14 protein-coding genes are annotated in these 18,046 nt (G+C 57.0%); 12 read left to right on the plus strand and 2 right to left on the minus strand.

From position 1 onward, the window contains the following. The first annotated feature begins 10 nt into the window (after positions 1 to 10). Genes CFB02_RS05220 through CFB02_RS05235 form a run of 4 tightly spaced genes read left to right on the plus strand, consistent with a single transcriptional unit; the run spans position 11 to position 2,631 of the window. On the plus strand, positions 11 to 637 hold the full coding sequence (locus tag CFB02_RS05220; protein WP_088557161.1) for a MotA/TolQ/ExbB proton channel family protein: 627 nt from the start codon (positions 11 to 13) through the stop codon (positions 635 to 637). After that, positions 634 to 1,164 (plus strand): ExbD/TolR family protein, encoded by a 531-nt coding sequence (locus CFB02_RS05225; RefSeq protein ID WP_088557162.1) that lies wholly within the window; start codon positions 634 to 636, stop codon positions 1,162 to 1,164. The genes CFB02_RS05220 and CFB02_RS05225 overlap by 4 nt, the downstream gene beginning before the upstream one ends. Then, positions 1,161 to 1,649, plus strand: a complete 489-nt coding sequence (locus tag CFB02_RS05230; RefSeq protein ID WP_088557163.1) for an ExbD/TolR family protein — start codon at positions 1,161 to 1,163, stop codon at positions 1,647 to 1,649. Before CFB02_RS05225 ends, CFB02_RS05230 begins: the two co-directional genes overlap by 4 nt. After that, positions 1,642 to 2,631: an AgmX/PglI C-terminal domain-containing protein gene (locus CFB02_RS05235; RefSeq protein ID WP_227519326.1), complete on the plus strand. Its 990-nt coding sequence runs from the start codon at positions 1,642 to 1,644 to the stop codon at positions 2,629 to 2,631. Before CFB02_RS05230 ends, CFB02_RS05235 begins: the two co-directional genes overlap by 8 nt. A gap of 47 nt (positions 2,632 to 2,678) precedes the next feature. Here the strand turns inward: CFB02_RS05235 and CFB02_RS05240 are convergent, their stop codons facing one another. Further along, the gene (locus CFB02_RS05240; protein WP_014577221.1) at positions 2,679 to 3,164 is read right to left on the minus strand and encodes a MaoC/PaaZ C-terminal domain-containing protein; all 486 of its coding nucleotides are present in this window, start codon (positions 3,162 to 3,164) and stop codon (positions 2,679 to 2,681) included. A 200-nt stretch (positions 3,165 to 3,364) separates the two neighbouring features. Here CFB02_RS05240 and CFB02_RS05245 point away from each other — a divergent pair, with 200 nt between their 5' ends. The 3 genes from CFB02_RS05245 (at position 3,365) to CFB02_RS05255 (ending at position 10,372) form a co-directional block, all read left to right on the plus strand. Continuing rightward, positions 3,365 to 5,041 carry a long-chain fatty acid--CoA ligase gene (locus tag CFB02_RS05245; protein WP_088557165.1) on the plus strand — a complete coding sequence of 559 codons (1,677 nt, stop codon included), beginning with the start codon at positions 3,365 to 3,367 and terminating at the stop codon, positions 5,039 to 5,041. 123 nt (positions 5,042 to 5,164) lie between these two features. Next, complete coding sequence (hrpA, locus tag CFB02_RS05250) at positions 5,165 to 9,100, plus strand: ATP-dependent RNA helicase HrpA (protein ID WP_172835803.1); 3,936 nt, start codon at positions 5,165 to 5,167, stop codon at positions 9,098 to 9,100. A 150-nt stretch (positions 9,101 to 9,250) separates the two neighbouring features. Beyond that, positions 9,251 to 10,372 carry a beta-ketoacyl-ACP synthase III gene (locus CFB02_RS05255; RefSeq protein WP_088557166.1) on the plus strand — a complete coding sequence of 374 codons (1,122 nt, stop codon included), beginning with the start codon at positions 9,251 to 9,253 and terminating at the stop codon, positions 10,370 to 10,372. Positions 10,373 to 10,384: 12 nt separating this feature from the next. Here CFB02_RS05255 and CFB02_RS05260 read toward each other — a convergent pair whose 3' ends face one another. Further along, positions 10,385 to 10,792, minus strand: coding sequence for an acyl-CoA thioesterase (locus CFB02_RS05260; protein WP_041645241.1), 408 nt, complete (start codon positions 10,790 to 10,792; stop codon positions 10,385 to 10,387). A gap of 86 nt (positions 10,793 to 10,878) precedes the next feature. On the opposite strand from CFB02_RS05260, the gene CFB02_RS05265 reads away from it, so the two are divergent. From CFB02_RS05265 to dinG, 5 genes are read left to right on the plus strand one after another with little or no spacing between them, the layout of a single operon-like run. Beyond that, positions 10,879 to 11,670, plus strand: a complete 792-nt coding sequence (locus tag CFB02_RS05265; RefSeq protein ID WP_227519327.1) for a VacJ family lipoprotein — start codon at positions 10,879 to 10,881, stop codon at positions 11,668 to 11,670. A 29-nt stretch (positions 11,671 to 11,699) separates the two neighbouring features. Further along, positions 11,700 to 13,187, plus strand: coding sequence for a DUF3336 domain-containing protein (locus CFB02_RS05270; RefSeq protein WP_088557168.1), 1,488 nt, complete (start codon positions 11,700 to 11,702; stop codon positions 13,185 to 13,187). A gap of 1 nt (position 13,188) precedes the next feature. Next, on the plus strand, positions 13,189 to 14,877 hold the full coding sequence (locus CFB02_RS05275) for an ExeA family protein (RefSeq protein ID WP_088557169.1): 1,689 nt from the start codon (positions 13,189 to 13,191) through the stop codon (positions 14,875 to 14,877). Positions 14,878 to 14,879: 2 nt separating this feature from the next. Further along, a complete protein-coding gene (locus CFB02_RS05280; protein ID WP_088557170.1) occupies positions 14,880 to 15,605 on the plus strand; it encodes a general secretion pathway protein GspB in 726 nt (241 codons plus the stop codon). Then, positions 15,605 to 17,809: an ATP-dependent DNA helicase DinG gene (dinG, locus tag CFB02_RS05285; protein ID WP_088557171.1), complete on the plus strand. Its 2,205-nt coding sequence runs from the start codon at positions 15,605 to 15,607 to the stop codon at positions 17,807 to 17,809. Before CFB02_RS05280 ends, dinG begins: the two co-directional genes overlap by 1 nt. Positions 17,810 to 18,046 lie beyond the last annotated feature (237 nt).

Genomic DNA, 18,046 nt, shown 5'->3' on the forward strand with positions numbered 1-18,046 from the left:
GAGAACAATCATGCTGGACACGATCGTACGTTTTTTCCAGGAAGGTGGGCCCTTCATGTACCCCATCGCCATTGTCCTGGCATTGGGGTTGGCGATTACTCTGGAGCGGTTCTTCTATCTCTCTGCGGTACGGCGGCGAAACCGGATTGCCTTTGAGCGGGGCATCCTGCCGCTGCTGAGGAAGCGGGACTACCAGCGGGCCATGAAAGCAGCCACAAACTCAGACAGTGCGATTGCCTCAATCATGGGGGCAGGCATCGGCCGTCTGCTTAGCAACAGCCGTAGGGAGGATATTGAGTACGCCATGGAAGAAGGCTTGATGGAAGTGCTGCCGCGCCTGGAAAAGCGTACCCAATATCTGGCAACCCTGGCCAACATCGCCACGTTGCTCGGCCTGCTGGGAACCATTATTGGTCTGATTGCTGCGTTTACTGCGGTGGCGGCGGCAGATCCTTCCCAGAAGGCCAGTCTGTTGTCCGAAAGTATTTCCGTGGCCATGAATACCACGGCTTTCGGCCTGATGTCGGCCATTCCGTTGCTCATGTTTCATGCGGTACTACAGACCCGAACCAATGAGATTGTCGACAGCTTTGAAATGGCCGGCGTCAAGTTGCTGAACATTGTGTCTGAAGCATGAGACGCCGTCATCGCAGGTTAGGCGTATCGCCGGAGCTGGATATTACCGCCTTTCTCAATCTGATGATTGTGCTGGTACCAGTCCTGTTGCTTGGCATGGTGTTCAGTCAAGTTCGAATGATCGAGCTGAATTTTCCCGGTATGGACGCTGGAGAAGCGCCTGCGCCCGAAGAGTTCCGTCTCGTGGTTACTTTGATTCCTGAGGGTATTGAAATCGCCGACAGTGATCGCGGCTTGATCCGTGTGTTGCCGACAGAGGAGGCAGTTCAAGACTTCGAAGGCCTGCATGAGGTACTTCGGCAGATAAAAAACCGGGTTCCCGAGAAGACCGATGTGGTTCTGGAAGTCGGGCCAGACATCGATTACCAGACACTGATCACGGCCATGGATACTGTCCGTTCTTATCCGGCTGTGATTGCGGCCAGCGTGGTTGAGGGAGAGCTGTTTCCTGATATCTCACTGATGGATGCGCCGCCAGACAGAAAGCTTGCGGCGAATGCCAGGCTTGAATCCGGGGAGGGCGCATGAAGACCTCGCGTAAGGCCAAAAGAATTCGTCGACATTACGGCCGTATGAAGAAGCCTGGGGGCCTGAACCTGGTGTCCCTGATGGACATCTTCACGATCCTGGTTTTCTTCCTGATGGTGAATTCGTCGGATGTGAAAGTGATGCAGAACACCGCGGACGTGCCACTGCCAAAGTCCACGGCGCAACAGGAGGCCGTAGAGAGCCTGACAGTCCAGATAACGGGCAATGCCATTCTCGTCCAGGGCAGCGAAGTTGCAAGACTGGAGGGTATCGAGATTGGTGATACCTATATCGCTGGGCTTTCGGAAGAGCTTTCCTGGCGTCGCAGTCGCTGGTCTGAAATTCCCGAGGAGGGGCTTGACGTAACCATCATGGCGGGTCGCGACACCGATTACCGATTGCTTCGCAAGGTCATGCAGACCTGTGTTGATGAGCAATACCGGCAGGTGCGGCTTGCTGTGGAACGGGAGGTCCGAAATGGCTGACAGTGGATGGTCTCGAATGGGCGATTCAGGGCTGCCATGGAGTCGTGATCTGGGCGAGAGTCGACGATTTACGGGTATCGTCTTGTTGGTAATGGCGCTGTTTTTGCCGCCTGCGTTGCTAATTCCCATTCAGGATGTGCCGGAGATCGAGCGCAGCGAAGCCGAGACGATTCCCCCAAGGCTGGCTCGCCTGGTGGAGAAGCCGCAACCGGTGGTGACACCGGAGCCGGTGAAGCCCGAGGCGGAACCCGAGCCCGAGACGGAAGTGCAGCCCGAAAAGCCTGAAAAGCCGGAGCCGGAAGTGGCCGAGGTTGAACCCGCTCCGGAACCAGAAGTAAAACCTCAGGTAGCTTCGGAGCCAAAGCCGAAGGCAACGCAGACCATCGAGCAGGCGAGGGAGAAAGCGTCCAGATCGGGGCTGCTGTCGATGAAGGACAAGCTGGCGTCACTCAGGTCCCCCGAACCAGCGCCGGCTCGAAAATTTTCGGTCAACACGGAGGCCAGCGTCCCGGATCGAACCCGGGTGAGTGAGGAATCGACGGAAGTCCTCGCTGGCAGTGGCGGTGTTGACGATACGGTTGCTCCTGAAACAACCGTCGCTGTGGCTGAGCACGAGGTCAAAACAGTTGCGGCCCCCGTTGAAGAAACCAGGCAAGTGGCTGCTAAACCTGCCGAGACAGCCTCGTCCGCTGGTGAGCGGGCAATGAGCAATATTCGGAAAGTCTTCGATGCCCAGAAAACGGCACTCTATTCCATGTATCGGAGGGAACTCCGCCAGGACCCGACCCTGGAAGGCAAGGTTCTGCTGGAGCTGGTCATAGAGCCGGATGGCTCGGTTTCCGCCTGCGAGGTAGTCAGCTCGGAGCTTGGGCATGCCACCCTGGAGCAACGGATTGCCATGCGGGTACGGCTCTTCAATTTCGGGGCCGACAATGTTGAGCCCCGCAAGGTCAGGTTCCCGATTGATTTTCTGCCCGGGTGAAGCGTGCGATCGGGCGGCCATAAAAATGGCTGCCCGATTTCGAGTTCTCAGTGTTCGATGGCGATTTTCGGCAGTCGCGGTTTGTGCAGAGACACCTTTTCCGTCGGGGCGATCACCTTCGCTTCCCCGATGACCACCTTCTGTTCGTTCTGATTGCGCACGTCGCACTCCACCACAACCCGGCCTTTCGGCTCCTTGCGAAGGACTTTGAGATGAACGGTCAGGGTGTCGTCCAGTTTAACCGGCCGCTTGAACGAAAGACTCTGCTCCAGGTAAATGGTCCCAGGGCCTGGCATCACTGTTGCCAGGGCCGCCGAAATCAGCGAGCCGCTCCACATACCGTGGGCGATGCGTTCCTTGAACATGGAGCCTGCGGCAAATTCAGAGTCCAGGTGTACCGGGTTTACATCGCCGGAGACCGCTGCAAACAGCACCAGTTCGTCCTCGGTAAGGGTGCGTGTGAAGGTCGCGGTATCGCCTTCGTTCAGCTCGTCGTAGGTGATATTTTCCAGGGTATCAAGGGTATCGCTCATCGCGTGCTCCGCACTGTTGTCATTTGAGTACAGGTGTTCTGGTTGTTGTTCGGGTAAGAGTTCCGAAAACTACCTCATCGGTTACAAAACTGCTATTCTCTCCCCACTTTTTTGAGGCTGATACTTTTGTAGGGTTGATTTTTTGAGCAACCTGACATCGGTAAATCATTACAATCAAAAGCGCCAAACAGGAGATGGTGATGGATTTTGAGCAGTTCTATCAGGATAAATACCCCGCCGGCGTACCCCGCGAGGTGGACCTGAACAAGTACAAAAGCATGGTGGATGTGTTCGAACAGTCGGTCAAAAAATTTGCCGACCGTCCAGCTTTCAGTGCTGTTGGTGCAACTCTCACTTACCGTGACCTCGACACCCAGAGCCGCAACTTTGCAGCCTGGCTGCAAAACAAGACAGACCTGAAACCTGGCGACCGCATCGCGGTGCAGATGCCTAACGTCAGCCAGTACCCGGTCGTTGTGTTTGGCGCAATGCGAGCTGGCCTGATTGTAGTTAATACCAACCCGCTTTATACCACGCGGGAAATGGAACATCAGTTCAACGATTCCGGAGCCAAGGCGCTGGTGGTGCTGGCGAACATGGCCGAGAACGCCGAGAAGGTGTTGCCGCACACTGGCATTGAGCACGTGATTGTTACCGAAATCGCGGATATGCACTCGCCAATCAAGCGCACGCTGATGAATGCCGTGGTCAAGCATGTCAAAAAGATGGTGCCGCCGTTCAATCTGCCCCAGGCCCACAAGCTGCCTGCTGTTCTGAGTGCCGGCGCCCGTGAAAAATTCACCCCGGTAGAGTGCAAGCAGGACGACATTGCCGTGCTTCAGTACACCGGCGGAACGACCGGTGTGGCGAAAGGCGCGATGCTGACTCACGGCAACCTGGTAGCCAATCTGCTGCAGACCCGTCCTATGATGGAAGACATGGTGGTTGAAGGTCAGGAGGTTGTTATCGCGCCGCTGCCGCTCTACCACATTTATTCCTTTACCCTGAACTGCGGCATCATGCTCGAGGCCGGCGCGCACAACGTGCTGATTCCGAACCCGCGTGATATCCCGGGCTTTGTGAAAGAGCTGAAGAACCACAAGTTTACCGCGTTCCTGGGCCTGAACACTCTCTTTGTTGCGCTTTGCAATAACGAAGACTTCCAGGATCTGGACTTCAGCAGCCTGAAGCTGACGTCCTCGGGCGGCATGGCACTGACAAGCGACACCGCCAAGATGTGGGAGCGGGTCACCGGATGCGAGATCTGTGAGGGCTTCGGTATGACCGAAACCTCCCCGGTTGTGACCTTTAACCCCCATAGCGCCATTCAGATCGGCACCATCGGCCTGCCGATTCCGTCCACCCAGGTCATAACCCTCGATGAAGAAGGCAATGAGACGCCCCTGGGCGAGCCGGGCGAACTCTGCGTAAAAGGACCGCAGGTTATGCGCGGTTACTGGCAGCGCCCTGAGGACACCCAGAAATCTTTCACCGACGACGGCTACCTGCGTACCGGCGATATCGCCCTGATTCAGGAAGACGGCTATATCCGCATTGTTGATCGCAAGAAAGACATGATCATTGTCTCTGGCTTTAACGTGTTCCCGAATGAGATCGAAGATGTGGTCAGCAGCCATCCGAAAGTTGTCGAGTGCGCCGCAGTTGGCGTGCCCGATGCCAAGAGCGGTGAGGCGGTCAAGGTTTACCTGGTGCCGACGGCTGAAGGCGTGACGGAAAACGAGCTCAAGGAGTTTTGTCGCGAGCGGCTCACCGCCTACAAGGTTCCCAAGAAGTTTGAGTTCCGGGACGAGCTGCCCAAGACCAATGTCGGCAAGATCCTGCGCCGTGAACTGCGGGACGAGGCGAACAACAAGTAAGCCTTTCTGGCAGTTGATCAAGGAAAACCCTGCTTCGGCGGGGTTTTTCCGTTTTTAAGAAACCGACTTTCCCGATAGACTGTCGCCCAATCGAATCCGAGTGAGCGCTATTCCGGCAATTCAATGACAGACACCCGTTCCGATACTCCGAGCACACCGAAACCCAAGCCCGATGGCGAAGCCGCCGTTAAAGCGATGATGGAGCAGCTGGACGCCTGCAATCAGCAGGAAGCCGCCCGCATTGTGAAAACGGTTGCCCGAACGAAGGGAAAGCCGGGCCAGAAAGACCTGGAGAAAATGGGCAACTGGCTGGAGCGCGGGCTTGAAAAGGTTCAGCAGCGCCATGCCCTGCACAAGCCGGCCAGCTTCCCCGAGGGCCTTCCGGTCTCCGAGCGTGTGGGTGATATCCGTGAGGCCATCGAAAACCATCAGGTGGTGATCATTGCGGGTGAAACCGGTTCTGGCAAAACCACCCAGATACCCAAAATCTGCATGGACAGTGGCCGTGGTATTCGTGGCCTGATCGGTCATACCCAGCCCCGCCGGATTGCCGCCCGCAGTGTGGCTGCCCGCATTGCCGAGGAGATCGGGGAGCAGACCGGTCAGCAGATCGGGTATCAGGTTCGTTTTACCGATAACACCTCCGAGCAATCCCGTGTAAAGGTGATGACCGACGGCATCCTGCTGGCGGAGGTTCAGCACGACCGGTTTCTGGACCGGTACGATACGATCATCATCGATGAAGCCCACGAGCGCAGTCTCAACATCGATTTTCTGCTGGGCTACCTGCGCCAGCTTTTGCCCAAACGCCCGGATCTGAAGGTCATCGTCACGTCGGCCACCATTGAGGTTGAGCGCTTCAGCGAGTTCTTCGACAAGGCGCCCGTGATCGAGGTGAGCGGCCGAACCTATCCGGTGGACGTGCGCTATCGGCCACTGACCGGAGATGAAGACGACCGGGATCAGGGTTGGACGGATGGCGTGCTGGGTGCCCTTGATGAAATCGAACAGCACGAGCGTAGCCAGAAACAGCCGCCGGGAGATATTCTGGTTTTTCTGCCCGGCGAGCGCGAGATCCGCAACCTCAGCAAGGTTCTTCGCCATGTCGACCTGCGCCATACCGAAGTGCTTCCGCTGTACTCCCGATTGAGCAACGCCGAGCAGAATCGGGTTTTCCAGTCCCACAAGGGGCGACGGATCGTGTTATCCACCAACGTGGCGGAGACCTCGCTGACGGTGCCGGGTATTCGATACGTGATCGATACCGGTGTTGCCAGGATCAGTCGTTACAGCGTGCGCTCGAAGATCCAGCGCCTGCCGGTGGAACCCATTTCCCAGGCGAGTGCCAACCAGAGGGCTGGCCGTTGCGGTCGTGTGGCACCGGGCATCTGCTTTCGGCTATACGACGAAACCGATTTCATCAACCGACCGGAATACACCGATCCGGAAATCCTGCGAACCAACCTGGCGTCCGTCATTCTGCAGATGGCCACTTCAGGTTTGGGGGAGATTCGCCAGTTCCCATTTCTTGAGGCGCCGGATAAGCGCCAGGTAAACGACGGCTATAAGCTCCTTGAAGAGTTGGGCGCGGTAGACGACAAGCGCCGCGTCACCCGCCTTGGTCGAACCATGGCACGGCTGCCTTTGGACCCGCGCCTGGCCAGGATGCTGGTTACCGCCGCCGAGCTGGGGAGTCTTTCGGAAACGCTGGTGATCATTGCCGGGCTGAGTATTCAGGACCCCCGGGAGCGCCCCCAGGACAAGCAGCAGGCTGCGGATCAGGCCCACGCGCCTTTCAATGACAAAGAATCCGATTTTCTGACGCTACTGAATGTTTGGAACTTCTACGAAGAACAGCGTCAGGAATTGTCCCAGAATCAGCTCAAGAAGGTCTGCCAGAAGAGTTTCCTGAGTTGGATGCGGATGCGGGAATGGCGGGATATCCATCGCCAACTCACCTTGATCTGCCGCGAACAAAAATTGATGGTCAACAAGGATGCCGCCAGTTACGAGGCTCTGCATAAGGCTATACTGGCCGGTCTTCTGGGCCAGGTAGCGGTGAAAGTGGAGAAGAAGGAATACCTGGCGACGCGAAACCGCAAAGTGCTAATTTTTCCAGGCTCAAAGGTCGCCAAGAGTGGCCCAAAGTGGATTGTGGCCACCGAGATCGTGGAAACCAGTCGGGTGTTTGCCCGGGTGGTGGCCTCCATTCAACCGGAGTGGATTGAGCCCCTCGCCGGACATATCGTCAAGCACCACTACTTTGAGCCCCACTGGGAGCAGAAGCGGGCCCAGGTGATGGGCTATGAAAAGGTGACGCTGTACGGCCTCGATATCGTAGCCAAGCGCCGCATTCCGTACGCCAAAGTGGATCCGGCGGAATGCCGAAATCTGTTTATCCGGCGAGCCCTGGTGGAGGGGGATTACCGATCAAAGGCGCCTTTTATCGCCCGTAACAGGGAAATGCTCGACACGGTTGATAATCTGGAGAAGAAGACCCGGCGGCGTGACCTGCTCGTTGACGATGAAGTGCTGGTGGCCTTCTATGATGAACGCCTGCCCGCCGACATCATCAGTGGCCGGCACTTCGAGACCTGGTGGAAAGGGCTACCGGCGGAGCAGTTGAAACAACTCGAGCTGACTGAATCCGATATTCTTCAGCGCCCGGTTGATGCCCAGGCCGCTGACCTGTACCCGGACTATCTGGAGTGGGAGGGTGTTCGTTACCCGCTGAGCTATGAGTTCGAACCCACCAGTGAAAAGGACGGCGTGACGCTTCAGGTGCCCTTGATGGCGCTCAAGCAGATACCGTCCCGTCGCCTGGAATGGCTGGTTCCGGGACTGTTGAGGGAAAAGTGCATTGCCCTGGTGAAATCCCTGCCCAAGGCCTTGCGCCGGAATTTCGTGCCGGTGCCGGATTTCGTGGATGCCGCTCTCGAAAATCTTCAGCCTTCCAACGAACCGCTGACGCTTCAGCTTGGCGAGCAGTTGCGGCGTATGACCGGCGTGCAGATTGATCCTGATGCCTGGACCGATAGCGAATTGCCAAAGCACTTGCGGATGAACCTTCGCGTTATGGGTGACGGCGGTCGCGCCATTGCAGAGAGCCGGGAAACGACAGAGCTTCAGCACCAACTTGAGGGTCAGGCCGAGCAGGCACTGGCCTCGGCAACTCAGGATGATGCGGCAACGGAACCGAGTGGCGAGTACACGGAATGGCAGTTCGGCGCATTGCCTGAACAGGTACAGACAGAAAAAGGCGGTATGCAGGTTACTGTGTATCCCGCCCTTGAGGACCTGGGTAACCAGGTACGCCAGATCCGTTGTCTTGATCGGCTGACCGCTGAAGATACGACTCGGAAGGCTATCGCCCGCTTGATCATTAACCGGTTTGGCCGAACTCTTGATGATCTGGAGCGCAAGCTCCCCCGGTTTAAACAGTCTGCGCTGATGTTTGCTCCGGTGGGTCAGTCGAAAGTGTTGTTGGATGATCTGCTGTTGGCGACCGCCATGCAGCACTTTCTTGCGGACGAAATTCCGAGGACAGCAGAGGGCTTCGACAAGGTGTTTGATGCTCACCGAGGGGATTTCATTCCTGCACTGGAGCAGGCAGACGAACGGCTGTATCAGGCCATGTCCGGTTACCAGAAAGTGGCGAAACAGTTAAAAGGTAAGATCAATCTGGCCATGGCCAACAGCATGGCAGATCTCAAGTTTCAGCTGCAGAACCTGGTGTATCCGGGATTCCTGGTTGAGACGCCGCCTGAGTGGCTGGCGGAATTCGGGCGCTATTTTGAGGCGGCTCTGGTTCGGCTCGAGAAGATGCCCCGGGAAATGGGCCGGGAACGGGAATTTCTCCACACCATTGAGCCGCTCTGGTCCCGGTATGCTGTCAAGCGGGACGAACAGCAGCGGCAGGGCGTTCGAGACCCCGAGCTGGTGTTATACCGCTGGATGCTGGAAGAATTCCGGGTGTCGTTTTTTGCACAGCAACTGGGCACGGTGATGACTGTGTCCGTAAAACGATTGGACCGGCAGTGGGAGAAAACGAAGGTCTGAGGGAGTAACGAGCGCACCAATCCGGTGCCCATGACTGATACCCGACGGGCAAAAGCCCGATACTGTGTTAGTATTTCCGACAGTAGGTCAACGAATTAACAAAACGGGATGTCTGGTGTCCTGTTTTCACAATCATGACGTGGGGTTAGCGTGATTAAAGCCGTTATTAGCGGGACCGGTCTCTACACACCGCCAGCAACCATTAGTAATGACGAACTGGTCGAAGCCTTTAACCAGTATGTTGAACTGTTCAACGCCGAGAACGCAGACGCCATCGCCAGCGGCGATGTAACGCCACTGCAGCCTTCTTCCTCTTCGTTCATTGAAAAAGCGTCGGGCATCAAACGTCGCCATGTCATCGACAAGGATGGCATTCTCGATCCGCATCGCATGAAACCCTACATCCCGGATCGCAGCAACGAAGAGCCCTCGGTTCAATGCGATATGGCTGTGACGGCCTGCCGTGAGGCGCTGGAACAAGCGGGCAAGTCGGCTGAGGATGTTGATGCGGTGATTGTTGCCTGCTCTAATCTGCAGCGAGCCTACCCAGCCGTTTCTATCGAGGTCCAGGAGGCGTTGGGTATCGACGGGTTTGCCTATGACATGAATGTAGCCTGCAGCTCCGCTACGTTCGGTCTCCAGGCCGCCGTAAACTCTGTCGAGAATGGCAGTGCCCGTGCCGTTCTGGTGGTCAGCCCGGAGATCTGTTCGGGGCACCTGAACTTCCGCGATCGGGACAGTCACTTTATTTTCGGCGACGCCTGTACGGCTATTCTGGTTGAGCGAGAAGAAGATACACGCGAAGGCCAGGGCTTCGAGATCCTCGGTACCAGCCTGAAAACCAAATTCTCGAATAACATCCGGAACAATTTCGGGTTTCTGAACCGCGCCGACGATTCCGGTGTCGGAAAACCGGACAAACTCTTCGTTCAACAAGGCCGCAAGGTATTCAAAGAGGTGTCGCCACTGGTTGCCGAGACAATCCAGAAACAGCTGCAGAGCCTTTCTCTGGCCCCGGATGATCTCCGTCGCATGTGGCTGCACCAGGCCAACCTGAACATGAACCAGCTGATAGCGCGAAAGGTACTGGGTCGGGATGCCACCGAAGAAGAGGCCCCGGTCATCCTGGATGAGTACGCCAACACCAGCTCTGCCGGTTCGATCATCGCCTTCCACAAGAACAAGGATGACCTTGTCAGTGGTGACCTGGGGGTAATCTGTTCGTTCGGGGCAGGCTATTCCATCGGCAGCGTGGTGGTTCGCCGCCGATAGGAGTGAGCTGGGTCAAGACGTTGCCAGTGCCCTGAGGGTGTCTGGCAGTGGAGCCGATGAGCGCGTCTTTCGGTCGAACCAGACGATTTTTGCATAGCCTTCCGCATAGACGGCGCCGGTGTCGACATCTGTCAGCAAATGGTAGGTGTCGAGACTGGTGTTACCTGCCTTGTCAGCGTATGTTTTCACCTCAACCGTTGCCGGGTGGTTCAATTCCTTTAGAAAGGTAGCGCTGGTCTTTATAATGACGGGGCCGGTCGGCTCGTCAGGCCCGCCCAGCTCCAGTGAAGCCAGCCACACAATGCGCGCTTCCTCAAAGAATCGGAAGTAGACTGTATTATTGGCGTGGCCGTATGCATCCATGTCTCCCCACCGGAGGGGCATGGTGATTGTGTTTACAAGATTTCCCGGTACTGACATCGGTTTCTCCGGAACAACGGTTTAATAATAAAAAGTAGCGCCGGTATTTTCGACGAATTGAAACGAATTAAACAACCCAAGAGCAGATGATGAACTACTTTTTTATCCGGCGCCGGCTTTTTACCCTGGCCATGTTGTTGTCCCTGTCTGCACTTCTGCCAGCGGGCCAGGCTATCGCCCAGAACATGCAGGAACCCGCTCCAGAGGGATCTGTTCCGGTTGATCCTGCAGATCCCTGGGAGAACTGGAACCGCAAGGTGTACACCTTCAACGAGACCATCGACCGCTGGTTCCTGAAACCGGTAGCACAGGCTTATCGGACCTTTACGCCGCAAATTGTCGACCGCGGCGTTACCAATTTTTTCAATAATCTGACAGAACTGAGGAACTTCACCAACAGTGTCCTTCAGCTGAAAGGGGAGTCTGCGGTGGTAGCCGTGGGACGCTTCACCTACAACACCACCTTTGGACTGGGTGGTTTGTTCGATGTGGCAACCGCTTTTGACCTGCCGGAACGGCCTGAGGATTTTGCCCAGACTCTGGGATACTGGGGGGCGGGTTCAGGGCCTTATCTGATGCTGCCTTTCCTTGGCCCTTCCACACCGCGGCATTTTACCGGGTTTGTGACCGACGGCTTCGCGTTGCCTTCCGCGTGGGATGAAGTGGAAAGTCCTGAAGTTTACTACGCCAGGGCTCTGCAAATAGTCGACCGCCGGGCGGATCTGATTCCCGCAGAAAGTTTCATCTCTGGCGACAGCTACGTGTTTGTGCGGAATGCCTTTCTGCAACGTCGCGAATTCCTGATTAATGACGGGAAGGTGGTTAACGATCCGTTTGCCAGCGATGATAATGAGGACTTGATGCTTGATGATTTCTAAGCGTCAGCCGGATTGAAAGGAGATCAACGGTGCTCAAGGACCCAAGAATAGCCAAGTTCCGGAAAATGCTCGCCGACGCGCCCAACTACGAGGTGTGGAAAGCAGCAGCCCTGGAACTGGACTTTTTGGAGGGCAACGCCGAGTGGAAAGAGGATTTTGCCTCCGACCTTTATCATTATGAAGTCATCTACGACCGGCTGAGCAACCTCAAGCAGTATCGCCAGCAGAATGACGTGGAACGCCTCAAACGCGCCCTCCGTGAAGGCTTGCACCATGACCTGGGCAATATGGGCAATCCCGCGCTTTATACCCGATCGCGCGTCGGCACCAAGCATTTGATCGAGGAGTACATCACGCAGATCTGTGAAGCGCTGGACTATCTTTGTGATCAACCGGTTCCGGGTTTTCCAGTTTCAGATAAGCTCCAGTTCTTCCGCGACACCCTCACAAGTTACGGTCGCCCGGCACTTTTGCTCAGTGGCGGCGCCACCCTTGGTGTGTTCCATTTCGGCGTGATCAAGGCGCTCTGGGAAAAGGGGCTTCTGCCGCAGGTTATTGCCGGCTCGAGTATCGGGGCCATCATCGCAGGCATTCTTGGTGTGCATACGGATGCCGAAATTCCGGAAATGCTTATTCCGGAGAACCACAACCTGAAGGCCTGGAAATGGCGAGGTCTTCTCAGCGCGGTGCGTGGCGACGGGCTCATGGATCAGGAGGAGCTTCGGAACTGTCTGCGGGGCAATGTCGGTGAGTACACCTTCGAGGAAGCGTATCAGCGTACCGGACGTTCAATCAACGTAAGCGTGTCCCCGGTGCAGGCGCACCAGAAGGCCCGATTGCTTTGCGGATACACTTCGCCCTATTTGATGGTGTGGAGCGCGGTGTTGGCCAGCGCGGCGGTTCCCGGTATTTTCCCGCCAGTTACCCTGATGAAAAAAGACATTCAGGGTAATACGCTACCGTATATGCCCCGCCTGAAGTTTGTGGATGGCTCGGTCGTCAGTGATCTTCCGATCGAGCGTTTGATGCACCTGTACGATGTTAATTACACCATTGTGAGCCAGACCAACCCCCACGTAGTCCCTTTCCTGAACCAGTGGGGGCGGGATGAAAAACTGTCCCTCGGAAATCTGCCCATGCATCTGTTGAAATCCGAGATCCAGTTTCATGGCCAGGGCGTGTTCGATTACCTGCGAAAACGGGTAAGGCCCGAACTTCTACGGCAGATGTCCGGTCAGTTGTACACCATTATGGCCCAGCGTTACTCGGGAGACGTGACCATAGCTCCGTCCTACTCCTTCAGGGATTACAGCAGGATGCTGGCGAATCCGGATCCTGCCTACGTGCGGCAGATGATTCTGGCTGGCGAGCGGGCAACCTGGCCGAAGATCTCCATGATCCGCTCCCACGCCCGTATATCGAAAACCCTGGAGCGCTGCGTGCGAAGGCTGAAGCAACAGAACCGGCGCACGGCCGAGCTCAGGCTGATCAGCAACGCGGATTCCGGTACGTCCTGATATGTATTACGATTTTTTCGGCTTTCGCGAACCGCCGTTTTCCATTGCTCCCGACCCTCGTTACCTGTATCTCAGCGACCGCCATAAGGAGGCCTTGGCGCACCTGATGTACGGAGTCCAGGGGCAGGGCGGTTTCATCGTGATCACTGGTGAGGTGGGAACCGGAAAAACAACGGTTTCCCGGTGTTTTATCGAGAATGTTCCCGATCATGTGGATATCGCGCTGATCCTTAACCCGAGGCTTTCTGCGCGGGAGTTACTGTCCTCCATCTGCGATGAGCTGGAAATCCCCCACGATATCAGCGCCACCATCAAGGAACTGGTTGATCTGATTAACCGGGATTTGCTCAAGGCCCATGCAGCCGGGCGACACAAGGTTCTGATGATTGATGAGGCCCAGAACCTTTCGGCCGAGGTGCTGGAACAGTTAAGGCTGTTGACCAATCTCGAGACGGCAGAGAAGAAGCTGCTGCAGATTGTCTTGCTTGGCCAGCCTGAACTTCAGGAAATGCTGGCACTTCCGGAACTGAGGCAGCTGAATCAGCGGGTTACAGCACGTTATCACCTGGACGCGATTGGTCGGGAAGAGCTGGCGGCCTACCTGAAATACCGCCTCAGTGTTGCAGGCATGCGGGGTGACATCTTTTCGCAGCGGGCGGTGAATCGCCTCTATCGCGAGAGCCAGGGCATACCCCGCCTGATCAACCTGATCAGTGACCGCGCGTTGTTGGGCGCCTATGCCGAGGGTGAGCATGAGATCACGCCCGAGCATATCCGCCAGGCGGCAAAAGAAGTACGTGGACAATCCCTCGGCCCCACGCCCTCACGAGCGCGCCAGTCACCAGACAGATCCCAGTACCTTATCGTTGTGGCGTCGATTCTGGTGGCCATCATCGGCACCGCCTGGCTTTTTGAGCGTTGGTCACCCGGCGGAGCGTTTCTCACCGATCCCTCCCCAGCAGAACCTTTGCAGGGGGCTGTTGAGCGAGTCGACGAGGAGGAACAGCAACCATTGCAAGAGATTCAGGAAACCGGGTCCGGAGAGCCGTCAGCACCCGTTGAACTTGCCGTGCCGGGCCAGCTTCTGGATTCCGTGGAGGCTTTCCAGGTACTTTTCGGGATCTGGGGGCGCGAATATGAACCTTCGGAAGCGCCCGTTGCCTGCGACTGGGCCAACGAGGAGGGTCTTGGATGCCTGAGTCGTCAGGGTAGCCGCCGAAGCCTGGAGTTTCTCAACCGCCCGGCAATGCTTCAGCTCCAGGACGAGGCAGGCAATACGGGATTCATTGTCCTCCGCTACCTGAACGGCGATGAAGCAGAGGTGGCCTCATCGTCGGGCAGTCAGACCGTTTCCTTTGCCAGCATCGAGCGATACTGGTTTGGAGAATATCGGGTATTGTGGCGCTTGCCGGAATACCTTACAGGGGACGGTTTGTACAGAAATGGCGGCGGTGAACAGCTCTGGATTGGCGCCAGGATGATGGATCTGGCGGATCTGCACAGTAGTTCCCTTGCCGAGAGCGACCGTGTCAAACGCATGGGTACCGAAGAGCAGGTTCGGTGGTATCAGTCGTTGCGAGGGCTGACTGTGGACGGCATTGCCGGAGCCATGACCATCATCCAGATCAACAACGATCTTGAGGCATCCATCCCCCGTTTGACGCCATTGAAGTCTGAAGGTCGAGAATAATCATGTCTTACATTCTTGACGCATTGCGAAAATCGGAGACGGAGCGGCGCCAGGGGCGCGTTCCGGACCTTGGCCAGCAAGTGCAGCTGATTCACCGGCCGAAGAAAAAGCGGGTGTCACCAGCTATCTGGGTGTCGGTGGCACTGCTGCTAAACGCCGGCGTCCTGGCCTTTGTATTCTGGCCGGGAGCGCCGTTGCCCTGGGTTTCCGAGTCGCAATCCGAGACATCTGCGGCCTCGGCCAGAACGACAGCTCCTGAACCTGATGCGGTGGCGCCTGCGACAGAGCCAGCACCGACATTGGAAGATCCCGTTGCACAAACGGGGACCATCCCTGAGCCCGATACGGGCGAGGCGACTCCAGCGCCGATCGCTTCGGAACCTTCCCCATCACAAAGCCGGGAGCGAGCGACCGTTATCGTTCCCTCATCCGCAAATTCCGAAACTGCTGCACCAATGGTGCAGCCCGAGCAGGCAGGCAGAGTGCCACATCTGGTAGAGTTGCCGCTCTCATTTCAGAAGAGCGTTCCCGATTTGACCTTTAACAGCCATATCTACTCGTCATCCCCTGCATCGCGCCGGGTCATGATTAACAACACCTACCTGCGAGTGGGCGACGTCTTCGATGGCCTGCGGGTAGACGACATAACAGAAGAAGGGGTGGTTCTGAGTCGTGACGGCCGGCGTTTTCGGGTTGGCGTTGTTCGGGACTGGGTGAGCCCTCGCTGATGGCGCTGACCGACGAGATCAAGCAATCGATCCAGCAGGGATATCGGGATGTGCTGGCAGGCAAGGATATTCGGGCGCGCTATGGGCAGCGCCTGATGATTGCGGAAATCGCCAGATACATGGGCGAAATCACCGAGAACGATGGCCAGCGAACGTCCCCGGCCTCCGCCTGTGTGGTCGAAGCCGGGACTGGGACAGGCAAAACCCTGGCCTATCTGATCGCCGCCATCCCGGTGGCCAAGGCCCTCGGCAAAACCCTGGTTATCTCCACCGCAACCGTGGCCCTTCAGGACCAGATTGTGCTTAAAGATCTCCCGGACCTGAAAAAGCACAGCAAGATGGATTTCAACTGGACTCTGGCCAAAGGGCGGGGGCGCTACCTCTGCATGTCACGGTTGGAAGCCCGACTGCACGATGAAGGCAATACCGACAGCGACACCATGCCCCTGTTCCTTTTGGATGGGCCGAAAAATGAAGAACCGGGCACCCGGGCCTTTTTCGAGGAAATGCTCGCCAGTTATGGCTCCCGCGAGTGGGACGGTGACCGTGACCACTGGCCGGAACAGATACCGGACGACGTCTGGCGACAGGTAACCACGGACCACCGGCAGTGCACCAACCGCCACTGCAGCTATTTCGACAGTTGCGCTTTTTTTGATGCCCGTAAAGACCTTGATGATGCCGATATCGTGGTGGCTAACCATGACCTGGTTCTGGCCGACCTTGCCCTGGGCGGCGGTGCCATTCTGCCGGAGCCGGAGAACGCCCTCTATATTTTCGACGAGGCTCATCACCTTCCGGACAAGGCCCTGAATCACTTTGCCGCGTCGCTGCCACTCAATGCTACCCGGCAATGGCTGAAGCAGCTTTCCCAGGCGCTTGTGAAAATGCAGCCTTACCTGGCAGCCGGCACCCAGGCGGCCAAGTCCCTGGATCGCATCAGTTCTGCGTCGAGAGAGGTAGACCTGGTCCTCAACCGGGTTTACGAAGAAGCCGAGCAGAATACCGGCTGGGAGTTCAACGAAGAGCGCCGGACGGCGCAGTGGCGTTATCCGGAAGGCGAGTTGCCGGAGGCGATGGCCGAGCTTGCAGCCGAAAGCCGGATTGCTACCGCTAACATGGTCCGGCAACTGGGCGTTCTGGCGGACGAGTTGCAGGGCGCCTTTGATGAGCGCAAGGAGCATGAGATCGACCGGGAAACCGCCGAAGCCTGGTATCCGGTGATAGGCTCCTTTCACGCCCGGGCAGAGGACCAGTTGCGGCTCTGGACAGCCTGGTGCGACCCGGGCAATGCCAGCCCCCCCTTGGAAGCTGAAACTAACAGCGAGACAGGTGAGGAGCCTGAAGCCAGGCCGAAAACGCAGAAAAGCCCGCCCCCAGCCCGATGGGCAGTACGCCAGCGCTGGGACCACGCCGAGGACATCACCCTTTACAGTTCACCGGTACTGGCAGACAACCTGTTGTACTCCAGACTTTGGTCTCGCGCTTATGGCGCCGTGCTCACAAGTGCCACCCTGACCGCACTTGGTCGATTCGATCGCCTGAACGCGCGGGCTGGATTGCCCCAGGGCAGCCGCTTCCTCGTGGTTCCCAGCTCTTTCCGTTACGGCGAAATGGCAACGGTGGAGGTGCCTGCAATGTCTGCCATGCCCACGGATGACGGCTTCGCCGATGAGCTTGTAAAACGACTACCGGACCTCTGGGCAGGCGAGAAGGCGACTCTGGTGTTGTTTACGTCCCGTCGTCAAATGCAGCAAGTGCGAGACGCGTTGGCCCCGGATTACCCGGACCTGATCATCACCCAGGACGATATGGCCAAGGGCGAAGTGCTGAGGCAGCATTGCAGCAGGGTGGATGAAGGCCGGCCGAGTGTCCTGTTCGGCGTTGCCAGTTTTGCAGAGGGTATCGACCTTCCAGGCAAGTACCTGCACCACGTCGTGATTACCCGTTTGCCATTTTCGGTGCCGGATGATCCCATTGAGGCGAGCCTGGCCGAGTGGGTGACGCAGCGAGGCGGCAATCCGTTTATGGAAATCACCGTTCCGGACGCATCCATCAAACTCGTCCAGGCGGTTGGTAGGCTGCTGCGGACCGAGCAGGACACTGGAAGAGTGACCATCCTGGATCGCCGCATTATTGCCCGCCGGTATGGTCAGCTGTTGCTGGATGCATTGCCACCCTTCCGCCGGATCATCGAACACTGAATCCCACCAGAACCGTTCAGCCATAAAAAAAGAGCCAGCCCTTTCGGGTTGGCTCTCATCAAGGGGTTCTTTCGAACCCGGGCGTCGAAACAACGCGGAACAAGAAATCTGAAGGCCTGAAGTTTCAGAATTCCTGGTGAGGTTGCCCTCACCGTTGAAAATATAATAGGGGATTAGAGGGCGTAGCCGGATCGTCCAAAGGGCGTAGCGGGCTTAAATTGTGGGTGCAAAGTGTGA

Source organism: Marinobacter sp. es.042 (assembly GCF_900188315.1).
GTDB lineage: Bacteria > Pseudomonadota > Gammaproteobacteria > Pseudomonadales > Oleiphilaceae > Marinobacter.

Excerpts from the sequence above, each read along its gene's own strand:
- CFB02_RS05265 (WP_227519327.1), top strand. The coding sequence starts at position 10,879 with ATGATGAACTACTTTTTTATCCGGCGCCGGCTTTTTACCCTGGCCATG.
- CFB02_RS05225 (WP_088557162.1), top strand. The coding sequence starts at position 634 with ATGAGACGCCGTCATCGCAGGTTAGGCGTATCGCCGGAGCTGGATATT.
- CFB02_RS05260 (WP_041645241.1), bottom strand. The coding sequence starts at position 10,792 with ATGTCAGTACCGGGAAATCTTGTAAACACAATCACCATGCCCCTCCGG.
- CFB02_RS05220 (WP_088557161.1), top strand. The coding sequence starts at position 11 with ATGCTGGACACGATCGTACGTTTTTTCCAGGAAGGTGGGCCCTTCATG.
- CFB02_RS05275 (WP_088557169.1), top strand. The coding sequence starts at position 13,189 with ATGTATTACGATTTTTTCGGCTTTCGCGAACCGCCGTTTTCCATTGCT.
- dinG (WP_088557171.1), top strand. The coding sequence starts at position 15,605 with ATGGCGCTGACCGACGAGATCAAGCAATCGATCCAGCAGGGATATCGG.
- hrpA (WP_172835803.1), top strand. The coding sequence starts at position 5,165 with ATGACAGACACCCGTTCCGATACTCCGAGCACACCGAAACCCAAGCCC.
- CFB02_RS05280 (WP_088557170.1), top strand. The coding sequence starts at position 14,880 with ATGTCTTACATTCTTGACGCATTGCGAAAATCGGAGACGGAGCGGCGC.
- CFB02_RS05245 (WP_088557165.1), top strand. The coding sequence starts at position 3,365 with ATGGATTTTGAGCAGTTCTATCAGGATAAATACCCCGCCGGCGTACCC.
- CFB02_RS05235 (WP_227519326.1), top strand. The coding sequence starts at position 1,642 with ATGGCTGACAGTGGATGGTCTCGAATGGGCGATTCAGGGCTGCCATGG.
- CFB02_RS05230 (WP_088557163.1), top strand. The coding sequence starts at position 1,161 with ATGAAGACCTCGCGTAAGGCCAAAAGAATTCGTCGACATTACGGCCGT.
- CFB02_RS05240 (WP_014577221.1), bottom strand. The coding sequence starts at position 3,164 with ATGAGCGATACCCTTGATACCCTGGAAAATATCACCTACGACGAGCTG.